A 15,763-nucleotide genomic window follows, 5' to 3' on the forward strand; every position below is an offset into this window, starting at 1 on the left:
TCGCCCAGCGTATCGCCCGTCGACGCCGCGACCTCGAACCCGGCCGTCATTGCCGGCCGATATCGGGTTTGGGATCGACGGCGATGCGCGCCAGGAGGTCGTGTTTGGCCTTTTCGATATGCGCGCCCATCAAGGTCGCCGCCGAGCCGGCATCCTGGCGCTCTATGGCCCGGATGATGTGGCGATGATCGTCGATGACGCCATGGAAGCGCCCCTCGTCATAGCCGTAGCGTTGCCAGATCGCCGCCACCAGCAGCCAGTTGCGATCCACCATCGACAGCGCGCCCGGATTGCCGGCCGCCTCGTTGATGACGCCGTGAAAGATGTTGTTGGCATGTGGGACGGCAAGGAAGTCGTCGCTGGCCACTCTTTGCTCAAGCATGTCCTGCGCGGCCTTCAGATCGCGCAGGTGCTCGGCGGTGCGCCTTTCGCTGGCGCGCCGTGCCAGCATCGTTTCGACGGCGCTGCGGATATCGAACAGGTCGATCACAAACGACATGTGGACCGTCCTGACGCTGGCACCGCGATTGGGTTCCAGCACGACCAGTCCCGTGCCGCTCAAGGCGCGCAAGGCCTCGCGGACCGGCATGTGGCTTACGCCATAGCGGCCGGCGAGATCGTCGATCCTCAGCCTTGCCCCGAATGGAATGGCTCCGGAAACGATGTCGTCTCGAAGAAGCTTCTGAACGTCGGGAATACGCGCCATGCATCCAAGCCTACCCTGATTTGAGCAAATATTGCTCGCACGGCGATCGAAAGAAGTCAATTTTGCCCTTGCCAAGGCGACATTTGATCAAATATTGAGATTTGAAGAGATTGCCACGCTCGCGACCGTTTGGAAACGCCAATGCCACTGCCTGCCTCCGGTGCCGACAAAATCGACGGCCTGCCGCCATTCAGTGGCTACAGGCGGGTCGATGGCCGCGCCGGAATCCGCAACTATGTGCTGATCCTGTGCATCAATGGTTTGGCGCTGCGTGTCAGCGAGCGAATCGCGGCGGGTCTCGAAGGCGCGCTTCTGGCCGCGACGAGCGCGGGCAGGGGGCACATCGAGCCGGACCTCGGCCTGCACCTTGATCAACTTGTCGGTCTCGGCCGCAATCCGAACGCCGCCGCCGTTCTGGTGGTCGGAGTGGATTCGGCGACGACCGAGATGGTCGCGGCCCGCATTTCGGCTTGCGGCAAGCCGGTCGCCAGCGTTTCCTTCGCCGAGCAGCATGAGGACATGCTGTCGGTCATGGGCGAGGGCATCAGGCGCGGTGCGGCGTTGCTGCGCGAGGCTTCGCGGATCCGGCGCGAGACCTTGCCCGGCGCGCAGCTGGTGGTCGGCATCGAATGCGGCCATTCCGACGCGACGTCGGGTCTGGTCAGCAATCCGGTCGTGGGGGCCGCGGTCGATCTTCTGGTTTCGCATGGCGGCACCGTCATTGTCGGTGAGACCGTCGAGTGGCTGGGGGCAGAACATATACTCGCGGCGCGCGCTCGCGATGCAACGGTGGCACGACAGATCCTGCAGGCCGTGGAGCGCAAGGAAGGCTTCGCCGCCGCTTCCGGCCACAGCCTGACCGGCAACAATCCGGGCGAGGAGAATATACGCGGCGGGTTGAGCACGATCGAGGAGAAGTCGCTCGGCGCCCTGGCCAAGACGGGAACTTGCCGCATCGACGGCGTGCTCGGCATGGCCGAGCCGGTCACCGCCGGCGGCCTTTACCTCATGGACGGCCCGTCCTTCTCGCCGGAATCGATGACAGGCTTCGCCGCGGCCGGTGCCCAGATCATGCTGTTCACAACCGGGCCAGGCAACAGCACCGCGAGCGCGCTCGCGCCGACGATCAAGATCACGGCGCGGCGCGAGACGGCTCGCCGGCTGCCTGAGCAGATCGATTTCGACGCCAGCCCGGTTTCGGAGGGGATCGAAACCGTCGCCGAAGCGGCGAACCGGCTGCTGGCGACCATCCTCGATGTCGCCGGCGGCACCCTCACCTTCGGCGAGATTTTGGGGGAAGGGCTCGAAGTTCCGACCCGCGTGCGGGGCTCGTTGTGACGGCTATCTCCTCGAACGATGCCGGCCAAAGGACAATGCGCTTTGCGCGCCTGACCAGCCTGTTCGTGTATTTGCGCACGATGGGCCTGTTCGTCCTTGCCTGGTATGTCGGCTCGTTCTTCGTGCCTTCGAAGCTGCTCTTGCCGTCGCCGGTCGCGGTTGCGCTTGCGCTGCGCGATACGGCCCTCAACGGCGAACTGCTCGGCAATGCAGGGATCAGTCTGGCCCGTCTGCTGGTAAGCGTCGCGGCTGCCGCGGCGGTGGCGGTGCCGCTCGGGCTGCTGATGGGCCGCAGCCGGCTCTGGAACGATCTGCTCGAACTGCCGGTGGAGATCCTGCGGCCGATAGCCGGCATCGCATGGATACCGCTTGCGCTATACATGTTCGGCATCGGCCATCGGCTGCCGCTGTTCATCATGTTCTATACCGCCTTCTTCCCGCTGCTGATCGGCACCGCCGCGGGCGCCGCCGCCGTCGACAGGCGGCTCGTCGCGGCGGCCAGCACGATGGGCCTGTCTGGGCGGGCGATCATGCGGCGCGTCATCGTTCCGGCGGCGCTGCCGGCGATCCTGGTCTCGGCACGGCTTGCGGTGGCGGCCTCGTGGACCGCCGTCGTCGCTGCCGAACTGGTAGGAGCGCCGAACGGCCTCGGCTACGCCATCGAATACTACCGCAGCATGCTGTCGACGCCGACGGTGATGGCTTTCATCGTCGCCATCGGCCTGCTCGGCTTCCTGACGGACAAGGGGTTGCGCTGGCTCTCTGATGTCTTGACTCCGTGGGCGCGGACGGAGGTGGCGCGATGAACAGGTTTGCGCTTCGCCTCATCGTTCCCGTGCTGCTGCTGGTCGTCTGGGAAGCTCTCGCGTCCGGCTCCGCCCAGGCGCCACGCCCCAGCACGGTGGCCGAAACGGCCATTTCCATGCTGCGCGACGGCGATCTCGTGGCCGGTCTCGCCACCAGCCTCGGACGGGTCTTCGCCGGCTTCGCGGCGGCGGCCCTGTTGGCGATCCCGCTTGGCATCGCCATGGGCAGCATGCCGGCCGTCGAGCGCAATCTCGATCCGCTGGTCGAGACCTTCCGGCCGATAGCGGCACTTGCCATCCTGCCCCTGGTTATCCTCTGGTTGGGCTCGGGCTCCGGGGCAGCTGTCGCCATCGTTGCCTATGCCGCCTTCTTCCCGATCCTGATCAACACCATCTCGGGCGTGAAGCGTATCGAGCCCAGTCTGATGCGCGCCGCGCTGACCATGGGGCTGGCGCCGCTGACGCGGATGCGGGTGGTGCTGCTGCCGGCCGCCTTGCCATCCATTCTGGTCGGCATGCGCATCGGCCTCGGCATCGCCTGGACGGCGATCATTGCCGCCGAGCTCGCGGTCGGCGCCAAGTCCGGCAGCAGCGGCGGCATCGGCCAGATGATGTTCGTCTTCTACGCCTACTCGATCAACCTCAACGGCATGGTGGTCTGCATGATCGCGGTCGGCATCGTGGCCTTCGCGCTCGACCGCATCCTGCGTGCCGCACTCGCCTTCGCCGTGCCGTGGAGCCAGCCATGAGCGATGCCAAGATCCGCCTCGACGGCGTCAGCAAATGCTTCGGGGAATCTGCGTCCGTGGTGGCGGTCGACAGCCTGTCGCTGGACATCAAGGCCGGCGAGTTCATGGCTATCGTCGGCCCGTCCGGATGCGGCAAGACGACCGTTCTCAACATGCTCGCCGGCCTCGACAGGCCGACGTCGGGTACGATGAGCCTGAACGGCAGGCCGATCGAAGGACCGGGGGCCGAACGCGGCGTGATGTTCCAGGACTATGCCCTGTTTCCCTGGCGCACCGTGCGCGGCAATGTCGAGTTCGGATTGATCTATGGGCCGGCCGGGCGAGGGCTTTCGCCCGCGCAGCGCGCCGACCGCGTCAACCGCACCGTCGAAATGGTCGGCCTGACCGGCTCCGAGGACAAGTACCCGCACCAGCTATCGGGCGGCATGCGCCAGCGCGTGGCACTGGCGCGCCTGATGGCGAACGAGCCGGAAATCCTGCTGATGGACGAGCCGCTAGCGGCGCTGGACGCCCAGACCCGCGTCATCCTGCAAGACGAATTGCTGCGCATCTGGGGGCAGGACCGCCCCGCTGCCGAGCGGCGGACGGTCGTCTTCATCACGCACGCCATAGACGAGGCGGTGTTCCTGGCCGACCGGGTCGCGGTGCTAAGCAGCCATCCGGGCCGCCTGAAGCAGGTCATCGACATCGACCTGCCCAGGCCGCGCGGCGACGAGACGCGGCGCTCCGGCGATTTCGCCAGGCTCAGCCAATCGATCTGGGAACTGATCCGCGAAGAGGCTTACCGCGCAACGATGAACTGAAACGACAACAGGGAGAGGATAGTCATGAGGAAACTTATGGAAACCGCATTCAACCGACGCGCAGTCCTGAGTGGCGCCGCGGCCGCCGCGCTGGCCATGCCATCGATCGTGCGGGCGCAGGACCGCAAGCCGGCCAAGGTCTCCATCGGCCGCCAGCCTTACGCGGCCGGCAACTCGCCGCTGACGCAACGCATGATCAACGAAAAGCTGCTGGAGAAGGCGGCCGCCGAACTCGGCTACGACCTGACGGTCGACTGGCGCGACTATCCCTCCGCGCTGCCGATGGTGGAAGCTTTCGTCTCCGGCGATCTCGACATCGGCATGTGGGGCAACACGCCGATCGTGCGGCTGCTTTCGCAGGCGCAGCCGATCAACATCCTCACCGTCGGCGAGGGCCACATGCGCATGGTGCTGGCGACCCGCAAGGGCTCCGCCATCAAGAACATCGGCGACCTCAAGGGCAAGACCGTCGGCGCGCTTGTCGGCGGCGACCCCTACAACGCGCTCTCGCAAATGCTGCTGCAGGAACTGGGCGACGCCGACCCGCGCGCCTTCGGCATCAACATCGTCAACACGCCGACCCAGGCCGTTGCCGCGTCCCTCCCGGAGGGCATGGACGCGTCGGTGGTGATCTACCCGGCCTTCCTGAAGGCGAATGCCGAAACCGGCCTCACCGGGATCATGAATTCGTTCGGCTATACCGAGGCCGGCTACAGCGGACCCGCGGGCGAGGGCGAAGGCCACATGCTGCCCGGCGTCAAGAAGTCGAAATTCTACCCCGACGGCTACTATTTGCACCGTTCCTTCTGGATCTGCAGCGACCGCATCGTCGGCGACGATGCCGCGCTCGGCCAGGCCTTCCTGACGGCCGCGCAACGTGCGCTTGCCGATCTCCAGAAGATCGACGCGCGGGAGATCTCGCAGTCGGTAGTCAAATATTGGGGGCTCGATCCTGCGCTGGGCGCCAAGGTCATCGGCGACGAGGTGCTTTTCCAGCGCGGCTGGATCTGGCCGACCGAAGGCGATGCGGCGGCGATCAGCCAGATCTCCCAGTTCATGGTTGCCGGCAAGATGATTCCTGAGGCGCTGAGCTGGGACCAGGTCAAGGCCGCCTTCGGCAAGGCGGCGCCGCTGCTTCAGAAAGCCTATGAGGGCACGGGCAAGGTGCCGGACGAAAGCGGCTTCACCGACAAGAATGCCAAGGATCTGCGTGGCCTGCCGGCATGGCAGCTCGACCAGTGGAAAGTGCCGTCCTGAGGAGTTCGGGCGGCACGCGCATTCAGAGTAATTCAGGGAAGGAAGTTGATCCATGACGTCAGTCGGTTTTGTCGGGCTTGGAACCATGGGCGCACCCATGGCCCGCAACGTGCTCAAGGCGGGACACGCGCTGACGGTCTTCGACCTCAATCCCGTGGCGGTGAAAAAACTCGTCGAGGCCGGCGCTCGGGCGGCGGCGTCGCCGCGCGAGGTTGCACAGCAATCGGAAATCGTCATCACCATGCTGCCGGATGCGCCTGATGTGGAGGCCGCCGTGCTCGGTGCCGACGGCATCGGTCATGGCCTCAGGGCCGGCAGCCTCTATATCGACATGAGCACGATCGACCCGCAGACCACCCAGCGTATCGGCGCATGGCTGGCGCAACGCGGCGTCGACATGATCGACAGCCCTGTTGGCAAGACGGTGGAGCACGCCATCGCCGGAACCTCGACGCTGATGATCGGCGGCGATGCCGCCGTGCTGGAGCGCGCGCGCCCGATCCTGTCGAGCATGGGGGCCGACCTCATCCATTGCGGCGGGCTCGGCATGGGGCAGGCAATGAAGCTCACCAACAACCTGCTGGCCAGCGTGCTGATAACGGCCAGCTCCGAGGCGCTGGTCGCCGGCGCCAAGGCGGGCCTGACGCTCGACACCATGATCAACGTGCTGAAGACGACGATGGCCTGGAACCAGCAATTGGCGGTGGCGATGCACAATCGCGCGCTCAAGGGCGACTTCGAGCCAGGCTTCATGGTCAAGCTTGCCCACAAGGATTGCCGGCTTGCCCTGGCGATGAACGACGCGCTCGGCGTCGAGACGCCGGTCGGGGGCGCCACGCTCGCCGTGCTCAGGGAGGCGATGGATGCTGGCATGGCGGGCAAGGATGTCGGCGCCGTGCTGAAGCTGCGCGAAGACGCGACCGGCGTCCAGGTCCGGCTTGCCGGCGCATGACCAAGCCTGGAGCCATAGTGCTGCACGCTGACGACGACGTGGCTGTCCTCGTCGAACCGGTCGAGGCAGGCGCCGAAGTGACGACGCGAGGCGCCCGCGAGGGGGTTGTCCTCAAGGCCGGCGCCGCGTTGCAAGCCGGTCATAAGCTGGCGTTGCACGACCTGGCCGCCGGCTCCACCATACGCAAATACGGCGAGGCGATCGGCCGCCTGACGGCTGCCGTGGCGGCCGGCGACCACGTCCATGTGCACAATCTGCAAAGCCTGCGCGGACGCTGACGCCGGGTCAGCACCCGAACAGGGCCAGACCTTATCGATCGACTATGGCCACGCCGTCCTCGCGGTTGCCTTCCGGCCGGTTCACTGCCACATATTGCAACATCATTCGTTCGATATGAGGTTCTTCATGTCCCCCGACAGCCGTCTGCCGGCACGTGCCCTTGCTCCCCGCCGTCATGACGAGATCCTGAGGCGCCTGGGTGCCCAGGGCTCGGTCAGCGTCGCCGAACTGGCCGGCTTTTTCGACGTCTCGCGCGAGACCATCCGCCGCGACCTGAAGCTGCTTTCGGACCAGGGACGGCTCGGCATCGTGCATGGCGGCGCCGCTCGCTTCGAGCCGAGCGAGCCGGCGATGGGCCTGCGCAGCCGGGAGAATGCGCACGGCAAGGCGGCGATCGGCAGGGCGGCGGCCGGCCTTGTCAGCAGCGGTATGGTGGTCTTCCTCGATTCCGGCACCACCACCTTGGCCGTCGCGCAGGCCATTAACGACCTGCGCGATCTCACCATCTGCACGACCAGCCTGAAGATTGCACTGCATCTGTGCCATGTGCCCGGCATGCGCGTGCACATACTGGGCGGTGAAGTCGACCCGGGCGAGGAGGCCGCTTCCGGCATCGATGCGCTCGATGCAATGGCGCGCTTTCGCGTCGACATCGCCTTTCTCGGCGGCGGCGCGTTGTCGCCGAATGGCGAGGTGACCGATTTCACCAGGGCCGGTGCCGAGCAGCGCGGCCGCATGATCGCGCTCGCCGGCAAAACCTATTTCGTCCTCGACAGCAGCAAGTTCGGCAAGCTGACGCCGCTCAGGATTCCGAATTTCGACCGCGCCGCCGGCGTTATCGTCGACGCCCGGCCGCAAACTGCGCTTGCCGACGCGCTTTTACAAAAAGGGCCGGAACTGATCATCGCATCTTGATGTGATATTTTGTGACTTTTTGGCTTGATATTTGACTTTCCTGTGTTAGCTTGCCGACCATCCCTCAAGATGGCGGAACCCCTCATGGCACATGAATTTCCCACGCAGGCACGCGTCGTGATCGTCGGCGGCGGCATCATCGGCTGCTCCGTCGCTTATCACCTGACGAAGCTTGGCTGGGCCGACGTCGTCCTGCTTGAACAGGGGCAGCTCAGCGGCGGCACCACCTGGCATGCCGCGGGCCTGGTCGGGCAATTGCGCAGCCATTCCAACATGACCAGCCTGATCAGATACTCCACTCAACTCTATGGCGAACTGGAGGCCGAGACCGGTCTCGCGACCGGCTGGAAGAATTGCGGCTCGCTGTCGGTGGCGCGCACCGCCGACCGCATGACGGTGCTGAAGCGCACGGCTGCGTCGGCGCGTGCGCAAGGGGTTGAGATCGATGTCATCTCGCCGAGCGAAGCCGGCGATCTGTGGCCGGTCATGGCGACGGACGATCTGGTCGGCGCGGTCTGGCTGCCTGGCGACGGCAAGGCCAATCCGACCGATCTCACGCAATCGCTCGCCAAGGGCGCGCGCAATCGCGGCGCGAGGATATTCGAGCGGGTCAAGGTCACCGGCATCACGGTGAGAAACGGCGTCGCCTGCGGTGTCGAGACCGACCGTGGCGACATCGTCGCCGAGATCGTCGTCAACTGCGCCGGCCAGTGGGCGCGTAAGGTCGGGCTGATGTGCGGCGTCTCGGTGCCGCTGCATTCGGCCGAGCACATGTACATCGTCACGGGCCGGATCGAGGGTGTGCATCCGGACCTGCCCGTCATGCGCGATCCGGACGGCTTCATCTATTTCAAGGAAGAGGTCGGCGGGCTGGTCATGGGCGGCTTCGAACCGCATGCCAAGCCGTGGGGCATGAACGGCATCCCCGAGAATTTCGAGTTCGCGCTGCTGCCGGACGATTGGGATCAGTTCGAGATTCTGATGGAAAACGCGCTGGTGCGCGTGCCGCAACTGGCGCAAGCCGAGGTCAAGAAGTTCTACAACGGTCCCGAAAGCTTTACGCCCGACAACAATTTTCTCCTCGGCGAGGCGCCGGAGCTGAAGAATTTCTATGTTGGCGCCGGCTTTAACTCGATGGGCATCGCCAGCGCCGGCGGTGCCGGCAAGGCGCTGGCCGAGTGGATCGTCAACGGCGCGCCGACCATGGATTTGTGGCCTGTCGATATCAGGCGCTTCGCCGCCTTCAACAACAATCCGCGCTGGCTGCATGATCGCGTCAAGGAGACGCTCGGTTTGCATTACGCCATGCCGTGGCCGAACCGCGAGCTGGACACCGCCCGACCCTTCCGCCGCTCGCCGCTCTACGACCGGCTGGCCGCCAGGGGCGCCTGCTTCGGTTCCAAGATGGGCTGGGAGCGCGCCAACTGGTTCGCGGCCCCGGGAGAGAGGGCCGGGAACGATTATGCCTTCGGCCGCCAGAACTGGCATGAGGCAGTCAAGCGCGAAATGAAGGCGACGCGCGAGGCTGTTGCCGTATTCGACCAGACCTCTTTCGCCAAGCTTCTCGTGCAGGGCCGCGACGCCTGTGCCCTGCTCAACCGCATCTGCGCCGGCAATGTCGATGTACCGGTCGGTACATCCGTTTACACGGGCGTGCTCAACGCGCGCGGCGGGTACGAAAGCGATCTCACCGTAATGCGACTTGGTGCGCAAAAATTCCTCATCGTCACCGGTTCGGCGCAAGCGGTCCACGACGCCGACTGGATCGCCAGGAACATCCCACCGGACGCACATGCCATCGTGACCGACGTCACCTCGTCCTACGCGGTGCTGGCGCTGATGGGGCCGCGCTCGCGCGATCTCCTGGGCAAATTGTCGTCGGCCGATCTTTCCAACGCCGGCTTCCCCTTCGCCACCATCCGCGAGATCGATATCGGCTACGCTACCGCCTACGCCAACCGCATGACCTATGTCGGCGAGCTCGGCTGGGAGCTGATCGTGCCGACGGAATTCGCCGTCGGCGTCTACGAGGCGCTGCACGAGGCTGGCGGCGAATTCGGCCTCCTGGACGCCGGCTACTACGCGCTTGATGGCTTGCGCATCGAAAAGGGTTTTCGCGCCTGGGGCCGTGAGTTGACGCCTGACATTAGCCCCTGGCAGGCGGGGCTTGGCTTCGCCGTCGCCATGGACAAACCGGGTGGCTTCATCGGCCGTGACGCGCTGGTCGAGGCCAAGCCGTCGACGGCGCCAGCAAAACGCATCGTACTGTTCACGCTCGACCATGCCGAGCCGATGCTGTGGGGCGGCGAGCTGATCCTGCGCGACGGCAAGCCCGTCGGCGAGGTCCGCTCGGCCGCCTACGGTCACACGCTTGGCCGCTCGGTGGCGCTCGGGCTGATCGAGAACGAGACGGGCGTCGACGCTGCGTTTCTGGCTAGCGGCCGTTTCGAGATCGATCTTGCCGGCGTTCGCCACGCGGCCACGGCACATTTGCGCACCCCTTACGATCCGAAGTCGGAACGGGTGAAAGCGGATGTGGAGGAGATCAGGGCCGCCGCCTAATCCGCCGACATCGAACGCGCCATGTCGAGGAAGGCGCGCACCAGCTTGCCGCCGCTGCGTTCGCGCAGGCAGATCAGCGCTTCGTCCATCAACGTCTCAGGCGCGTCGAGCGCGATCGCTACCAGCCGCGAATCCTGGCCGAATTCGGCCGCCGAAACAAAGCCGATGCCGGCACCCGAGGCGACGATCTCGCGGACGGCTTCACGGCCTTCGGCCTCGATCACCGGCCTGAGTTCGACCTTCGATGCCGCGGCCAGATCCTCGAGCTTCTGGCGCGTCTTGGAGCCGCGCTCCCGCATGACCAGCGATTCCTGCGCGAGTTGCTTGAGACTCAATGATTTCTTGCCCGACAGCGGATGATCGACCGACGCAAAAGCGATGATCGGCGTCGAATTGAGTTTCAGCACCTCGAAGTCGCGTCCGGTCGGCACCTCGCCCAGCACGCCGATGTCGGCATCATAGCTGTAGAGGCTGCTGATTACCGTCTCGGTGTTGCCGGCGCGCAGCGAAACCTGGACGCCGGGATAGCGCGCGCGAAAACTGCCGAGGATGTGAAGCAGATGATGCGCGGCGTCGGCGACGATGCGCAGCGTGCCGGAGCGCAGGGCGCGCGATTCCGTCAGAAGCTCGAGCGCCTGCTGCTCGGTATCGAACATGCGGTGGGTTATTTCGAGCAGCTTCTGGCCCGAATGGGTCAGCGTGACCTGCTTCTTGTTCCGGTTGAACAGCAGCACGTCATATTCTTCCTCGAGCTTGCGCACCTGGTCCGAAATTGCCGGCTGCGTCAGGAACAGCGCTTCCGCGGCACGTGAAAACCCGCCTGATATCGCCACCTGGTGAAAGGCTCGCAATTGAACGTAGCGCATGTTCTCACCTTTCTAGATCCGAGTTCCGGCCGCCAACCTATCATAAGCCTCGCAGGCAAAAAGGCATGAAGGAACGATTCTTCTTATATCTGGGGAGGATCGCCCACGGTCACGCACGTGTCATGGATACCACGCAGGCTGCGCTCGGCTGGAGGCGCGATTATCCCGCCGGGCAATAATTCGACTGCAAGCCAGATCATCGGGTGAGCTTATACATCAATACAAAATAACGATTTTACAAATACGTCGTTCCAGCCAAGAATGGCCCCACATAAAAAGCAGCGGAGGACACTATGCTCGCCGAGACGAAATTTGCCGCGGAGCCGTTGGCCGGTCCGGCGCTGGGCGAGCCATACCTGCTGACGCCCGGGCCGCTCACCACCTCCTATCCGGTCAAGCAGGCGATGCTGCGCGACTGGGGATCCTGGGACGGCGATTTCCGCGCCATGACGTCAGACATGCGCCGCCGCCTGCTGGCGCTGACCGGCGATGCGAAAGGCGAATTCGACTGTGTGCCGATGCAAGGCAGCGGCTCCTTTTGCGTCGAGGCGATGCTGGGTTCGTTCGTGCCGAAGGACGGCAAGGTTCTGGTCCTGGCCAATGGCGCCTACGGCCTGCGCGCGGCCCAGACCATGCAGTATCTCGGCCGCGCCTATACGCTGATCGACAAGGGCGACTACCTGCCGCCGCGCGGCGACGAGGTGGCCGCCGCCCTCGAGGCCGATCCTGCCATCACGCATGTGATCGCCATCCATTGCGAGACCAGTTCCGGCATCCTCAACCCCGTCGCCGAGATTGCCGAAGCCGTCCATGCCAAGGGCCGCAAGCTGCTGGTCGATTCCATGAGCGCCTTCGGCGCCATCGCGCTCGACGTGAACGAGATCCGCTACGAGGCGATGGTCTCGTCCGCCAACAAGTGCATCGAGGGCGTGCCGGGCTTCGGCTTCATCATCGCCCGCAAGAGCGAATTGGAAGCCGCCAAGGGCCGCAGCCATTCGCTGTCGCTCGACGTCCATGCGCAGTGGGCGCATATGAACAAGACCGGGCAGTGGCGCTACACTCCGCCGACCCATGTCGTCGCCGCCTTCCTTGAAGCGCTTCGCCAGCACGAGGCCGAGGGCGGCGTTGCCGGCCGCGGCGCCCGCTACACCAGGAACCGCGACGTGATGGTGGCCGGCATGCGCGAGCTCGGCTTCGAGACTTTGCTCAGGGATCGCTGGCTGTCGCCGATCATCGTCACCTTCTTCAACCCGGCCCACGCCAACTTCGCCTTCGACCGCTTCTACGAGCTGATGAAGGACAAGGGCTTCATCATCTATCCGGGCAAGCTGACCGTCGTCGATAGCTTCCGTATCGGCTGCATCGGCCAGATGGACGAACATGTCATGCGCCGCGTCGTAGAGGCGGCGGCGCAGTCGCTGAAGGAGATGGACGTCGACACCGCCGCTCCTCCCGCCGCGGCAATCGCCGAGCGCGCCAAACTCGCCGCCTGAAGCGGCAGAATTTTTGAGGATTTCGATGAACCAGATGTCTCCCATCAACGTCGCGGTCAACGGCCGCACCTACGCCTGGCCACGTGTGCCGGCCATCGCCATCTGCCTCGACGGCTGCGAGCCGGCCTATCTCGACGAAGCCATCAAGGCCGGGCTGATGCCGGCGCTGGAGAAGATCAAGCAGAAAGGCACGGTGCGTTTTGCGCATTCTGTCATTCCGAGCTTCACCAACCCCAACAATCTGTCGATCGCCACAGGCCGCCCGCCCTCGGTGCACGGCATTTGCGGCAACTATCTCTACGAGCGCGAAACCGGCAAGGAAGTGATGATGAACGACCCGCGCTTCCTGCGCGCGCCGACCATCTTCCAGGCCTTCTACGATGCCGGCGCCAAGGTCGCGGTGGTCACCGCCAAGGACAAATTGCGTGCGCTGCTCGGCAAGGGCCTCGCCTTCGACGACGGCCGCGCGCTGTGCTTCTCGGCCGAAAAATCCGACACCACCACCAAGGCCGAGCACGGCATCGACAATGCCTCGAAGCACTTTGGGCTGCCGGTGCCGGAAGTCTATTCGGCCGAACTGTCGGAATTCGTCTTCGCCGCCGGCGTCCAACTGCTGAAGGAATTCCGCCCCGACATCATGTACCTGACCACCACCGACTATGTGCAGCACAAATACGCGCCCGGCGTGCCGCAGGCCAACGCCTTCTACGAGATGTTCGACAAGTACCTGGCCGAGCTTGATGCGCTGGGCGCGGCAATCGTGGTGACCGCCGACCACGGCATGAAGCCCAAGCACAAGCAGGATGGTTCGCCTGACGTCGTCTATGTCCAGGACCTGCTCGACGAATGGCTGGGCAAGGATGCCGCGCGCGTCATTCTGCCGATCACAGATCCCTATGTCGTGCATCACGGCGCGCTCGGCTCGTTCGCCACCGCCTACCTTCCTGACGGCGCCGATCAGGCCGACATCATGGCGCGGCTGGCGAAGATCGACGGCATCATGCTGGTTGTCGACAGCCCGACCGCCTGCGAGCGTTTCGAACTGCCGGCCGACCGCATCGGCGACATCGTGCTGATCTCGACGCAGAACAAGACGATCGGCACCTCGGAACACCGCCACGACCTGGCAGCCCTCAACGAGCCGCTGCGCTCGCATGGCGGGCTGACCGAGCAGGAGGTGCCGTTCATCGTCAACCGCGTGCTGGCCGATTTGCCTGATGAGCCCGTGCTGAGGAACTTCGACGCGTTCTACTACGCGACGATGGCGGCCGCGCAGGCTTGATCTCGAGCGTGATTGTCGACCCCCACTCCGCCGAGCTTCGCTCGGCACCTCTCCCCCGATCGACGGGGGAGAGGAAAGGCGCCAGGGCTAGCGGCGGCTTAGCCCGGAAACGTGGTGGCGCCGACCTCACCTGATTTCCTCTCCCCCGTCGATCGGGGGAGAGGTGGCCCGAAGGGCCGGAGTGGGGGTCGACAATCCGTTGCACCACTTTCTCCTTCGAATTGCTGGAACGGAACCGATGACCAAGCTCGATACTTCGATCAAAGTCCGCCACGAACCGATGCGCATAGCTGGTCGCAAGGTCGACGCCGACGGCGTCGTTCCTGTCCACTACCCCTATACCAATGCGGTTATCGGCACCGTGCCCGCCGGCCGCGCCGAGCATGCCCGCCAGGCCTTCGAGATCGCCGCCGGCTACAGGTCGAAGCTGACGCGCTACGAGCGCCAGCAGATCCTGTTCCGCACGGCGGAAAAACTGGCGTCGCGCCGGGAAGAAATATCTGATCTCATTACGCTCGAGCTCGGCATCTCCAAGACGGATTCGCTCTATGAGGTCGGCCGCGCCTATGACGTGTTCACATTGTCGGCGCAGATGTGCATCCAGGATGACGGCCAGATCTTCTCCTGCGATCTCACCCCGCACGGCAAGGCGCGCAAGATCTTCACCACGCGCGAGCCGCTGAAGGCGATCTCGGCGATCACCCCGTTCAACCATCCGCTCAACATGGTCTCGCACAAGGTGGCGCCGGCGATCGCCACCAACAATTGCGTGGTGGTCAAGCCGACCGAACTGACGCCGATGACGGCGCTGCTTTTGGCCGACATCCTCTACGAAGCCGGCCTGCCGCCGGAAATGCTCTCGGTGGTGACCGGCTGGCCGGCCGACATTGGCAACGAGATGATCACCAACGACAATATCGACCTGATCACCTTTACCGGCGGCGTGCCGGTCGGCAAGATGATCGCCCGCACCGCCGGCTACAAGCGCCAGGTGCTGGAGCTCGGCGGCAACGATCCGCTGATCGTCCTCAACGATCTCTCGGACGACGATCTGGCCAGGGCCGCGGATCTCGCCGTCGCCGGCGCCACGAAGAACTCCGGCCAGCGCTGCACGGCGGTCAAGCGCATCCTTGTCCAGGAAAGCGTCGCCGACCGCTTCGTGCCGCTGGTGCTGGAGCGGGCCAGGAAGATCCGCTTCGGCGACCCCATGGACCGCACGACAGATCTTGGCACCGTCGTGCACGAGAAGGCGGCGGCACTCTTCGAAGCCCGGGTCCACATGGCCGCCGGGCAGGGCGCCGAAATCCTCTACAATCCGGGCCGGCAAGGCGCGCTGCTGCCGCCGATCGTCGTCGATCGCGTGCCGCACACATCCGAACTGGTGATGGAAGAGACCTTCGGCCCGATCATCCCGATCGTGCGCGCACCGGACGATGACGAGGCGCTGATCAGGCTCTCCAACTCGACCGCCTTCGGCCTGTCGTCGGGCGTCTGCACCAACTCGTTTCCGCGCATGCAGAAATACATCACCGGCCTTGAGGTCGGCACCGTCAACATCTGGGAAGTGCCGGGCTACCGCATCGAGATGTCGCCGTTCGGCGGCATCAAGGACAGTGGCAATGGCTACAAGGAAGGCGTCATCGAGGCAATGAAGAGCTATACCAATGTGAAGACGTTTTCGCTGCCCTGGTCCTGACCGGACGGCTCGGCTGACAGAACAACCGAGGGAGCGTTCCACGCTCCCTCATTCGCGTT

At 64.8% G+C, this 15,763-nt stretch carries 14 protein-coding genes; 12 read left to right on the forward strand and 2 right to left on the reverse strand.

Translation table 11 applies throughout. From position 1 onward, the window contains the following. Positions 1-46: 46 nt before the first annotated feature. A complete protein-coding gene (locus tag FJ940_RS04575; RefSeq protein WP_140497561.1) occupies positions 47-706 on the reverse strand; it encodes a GntR family transcriptional regulator in 660 nt (219 codons plus the stop codon). A gap of 141 nt (positions 707-847) precedes the next feature. On the opposite strand from FJ940_RS04575, the gene FJ940_RS04580 reads away from it, so the two are divergent. From FJ940_RS04580 to FJ940_RS04620, 9 genes are all read left to right on the forward strand, one after another. After that, positions 848-2,044, forward strand: coding sequence for a UxaA family hydrolase (locus FJ940_RS04580; RefSeq protein ID WP_140525091.1), 1,197 nt, complete (start codon positions 848-850; stop codon positions 2,042-2,044). Between the two features lie 35 nt (positions 2,045-2,079). After that, positions 2,080-2,850: an ABC transporter permease gene (locus FJ940_RS04585; protein WP_140497565.1), complete on the forward strand. Its 771-nt coding sequence runs from the start codon at positions 2,080-2,082 to the stop codon at positions 2,848-2,850. Continuing rightward, on the forward strand, positions 2,847-3,599 hold the full coding sequence (locus tag FJ940_RS04590) for an ABC transporter permease (protein WP_140583911.1): 753 nt from the start codon (positions 2,847-2,849) through the stop codon (positions 3,597-3,599). The genes FJ940_RS04585 and FJ940_RS04590 overlap by 4 nt, the downstream gene beginning before the upstream one ends. After that, positions 3,596-4,402, forward strand: a complete 807-nt coding sequence (locus tag FJ940_RS04595) for an ABC transporter ATP-binding protein (RefSeq protein ID WP_140497569.1) — start codon at positions 3,596-3,598, stop codon at positions 4,400-4,402. Before FJ940_RS04590 ends, FJ940_RS04595 begins: the two co-directional genes overlap by 4 nt. A 24-nt stretch (positions 4,403-4,426) precedes the next feature. Further along, complete coding sequence (locus FJ940_RS04600) at positions 4,427-5,659, forward strand: PhnD/SsuA/transferrin family substrate-binding protein (RefSeq protein WP_140564386.1); 1,233 nt, start codon at positions 4,427-4,429, stop codon at positions 5,657-5,659. Positions 5,660-5,711: 52 nt separating this feature from the next. Further along, entirely contained in the window at positions 5,712-6,611 is a 900-nt protein-coding gene (locus FJ940_RS04605) for an NAD(P)-dependent oxidoreductase (protein ID WP_140497574.1), read from the forward strand. Continuing rightward, complete coding sequence (locus FJ940_RS04610; protein WP_140497576.1) at positions 6,608-6,889, forward strand: UxaA family hydrolase; 282 nt, start codon at positions 6,608-6,610, stop codon at positions 6,887-6,889. Before FJ940_RS04605 ends, FJ940_RS04610 begins: the two co-directional genes overlap by 4 nt. Before the next feature lie 127 nt (positions 6,890-7,016). Beyond that, a complete protein-coding gene (locus tag FJ940_RS04615) occupies positions 7,017-7,805 on the forward strand; it encodes a DeoR/GlpR family DNA-binding transcription regulator (RefSeq protein WP_140655528.1) in 789 nt (262 codons plus the stop codon). An 84-nt stretch (positions 7,806-7,889) separates the two neighbouring features. Further along, positions 7,890-10,367: an FAD-dependent oxidoreductase gene (locus FJ940_RS04620; RefSeq protein WP_140655531.1), complete on the forward strand. Its 2,478-nt coding sequence runs from the start codon at positions 7,890-7,892 to the stop codon at positions 10,365-10,367. Here FJ940_RS04620 and FJ940_RS04625 read toward each other — a convergent pair. After that, positions 10,364-11,233: a LysR substrate-binding domain-containing protein gene (locus FJ940_RS04625; RefSeq protein WP_140497582.1), complete on the reverse strand. Its 870-nt coding sequence runs from the start codon at positions 11,231-11,233 to the stop codon at positions 10,364-10,366. The genes FJ940_RS04620 and FJ940_RS04625 overlap by 4 nt on opposite strands. A 293-nt stretch (positions 11,234-11,526) precedes the next feature. On the opposite strand from FJ940_RS04625, the gene FJ940_RS04630 reads away from it, so the two are divergent. The 3 genes from FJ940_RS04630 to phnY all read left to right on the forward strand — a co-directional run bounded on the left by FJ940_RS04630 (position 11,527) and on the right by phnY (position 15,704). Next, a complete protein-coding gene (locus FJ940_RS04630; RefSeq protein WP_140497584.1) occupies positions 11,527-12,726 on the forward strand; it encodes a 2-aminoethylphosphonate--pyruvate transaminase in 1,200 nt (399 codons plus the stop codon). A 25-nt stretch (positions 12,727-12,751) separates the two neighbouring features. After that, complete coding sequence (gene phnA, locus FJ940_RS04635) at positions 12,752-14,008, forward strand: phosphonoacetate hydrolase (protein WP_140583901.1); 1,257 nt, start codon at positions 12,752-12,754, stop codon at positions 14,006-14,008. Positions 14,009-14,246: 238 nt separating this feature from the next. Next, the gene (gene phnY / locus FJ940_RS04640) at positions 14,247-15,704 is read left to right on the forward strand and encodes a phosphonoacetaldehyde dehydrogenase (RefSeq protein ID WP_140555610.1); all 1,458 of its coding nucleotides are present in this window, start codon (positions 14,247-14,249) and stop codon (positions 15,702-15,704) included. The last annotated feature ends 59 nt before the right edge of the window (positions 15,705-15,763 follow it).

Source organism: Mesorhizobium sp. B2-3-7, from assembly GCF_006442695.1.
Lineage (GTDB): Bacteria > Pseudomonadota > Alphaproteobacteria > Rhizobiales > Rhizobiaceae > Mesorhizobium.

Coding starts and splice junctions, on each gene's coding strand:
- FJ940_RS04610 (WP_140497576.1), top strand. CDS start 6,608: ATGACCAAGCCTGGAGCCATAGTGCTGCACGCTGACGACGACGTGGCT.
- FJ940_RS04620 (WP_140655531.1), top strand. CDS start 7,890: ATGGCACATGAATTTCCCACGCAGGCACGCGTCGTGATCGTCGGCGGC.
- FJ940_RS04605 (WP_140497574.1), top strand. CDS start 5,712: ATGACGTCAGTCGGTTTTGTCGGGCTTGGAACCATGGGCGCACCCATG.
- FJ940_RS04590 (WP_140583911.1), top strand. CDS start 2,847: ATGAACAGGTTTGCGCTTCGCCTCATCGTTCCCGTGCTGCTGCTGGTC.
- FJ940_RS04595 (WP_140497569.1), top strand. CDS start 3,596: ATGAGCGATGCCAAGATCCGCCTCGACGGCGTCAGCAAATGCTTCGGG.
- FJ940_RS04575 (WP_140497561.1), bottom strand. CDS start 706: ATGGCGCGTATTCCCGACGTTCAGAAGCTTCTTCGAGACGACATCGTT.
- FJ940_RS04585 (WP_140497565.1), top strand. CDS start 2,080: ATGCGCTTTGCGCGCCTGACCAGCCTGTTCGTGTATTTGCGCACGATG.
- phnY (WP_140555610.1), top strand. CDS start 14,247: ATGACCAAGCTCGATACTTCGATCAAAGTCCGCCACGAACCGATGCGC.
- FJ940_RS04625 (WP_140497582.1), bottom strand. CDS start 11,233: ATGCGCTACGTTCAATTGCGAGCCTTTCACCAGGTGGCGATATCAGGC.
- phnA (WP_140583901.1), top strand. CDS start 12,752: ATGAACCAGATGTCTCCCATCAACGTCGCGGTCAACGGCCGCACCTAC.
- FJ940_RS04580 (WP_140525091.1), top strand. CDS start 848: ATGCCACTGCCTGCCTCCGGTGCCGACAAAATCGACGGCCTGCCGCCA.
- FJ940_RS04600 (WP_140564386.1), top strand. CDS start 4,427: ATGAGGAAACTTATGGAAACCGCATTCAACCGACGCGCAGTCCTGAGT.
- FJ940_RS04630 (WP_140497584.1), top strand. CDS start 11,527: ATGCTCGCCGAGACGAAATTTGCCGCGGAGCCGTTGGCCGGTCCGGCG.
- FJ940_RS04615 (WP_140655528.1), top strand. CDS start 7,017: ATGTCCCCCGACAGCCGTCTGCCGGCACGTGCCCTTGCTCCCCGCCGT.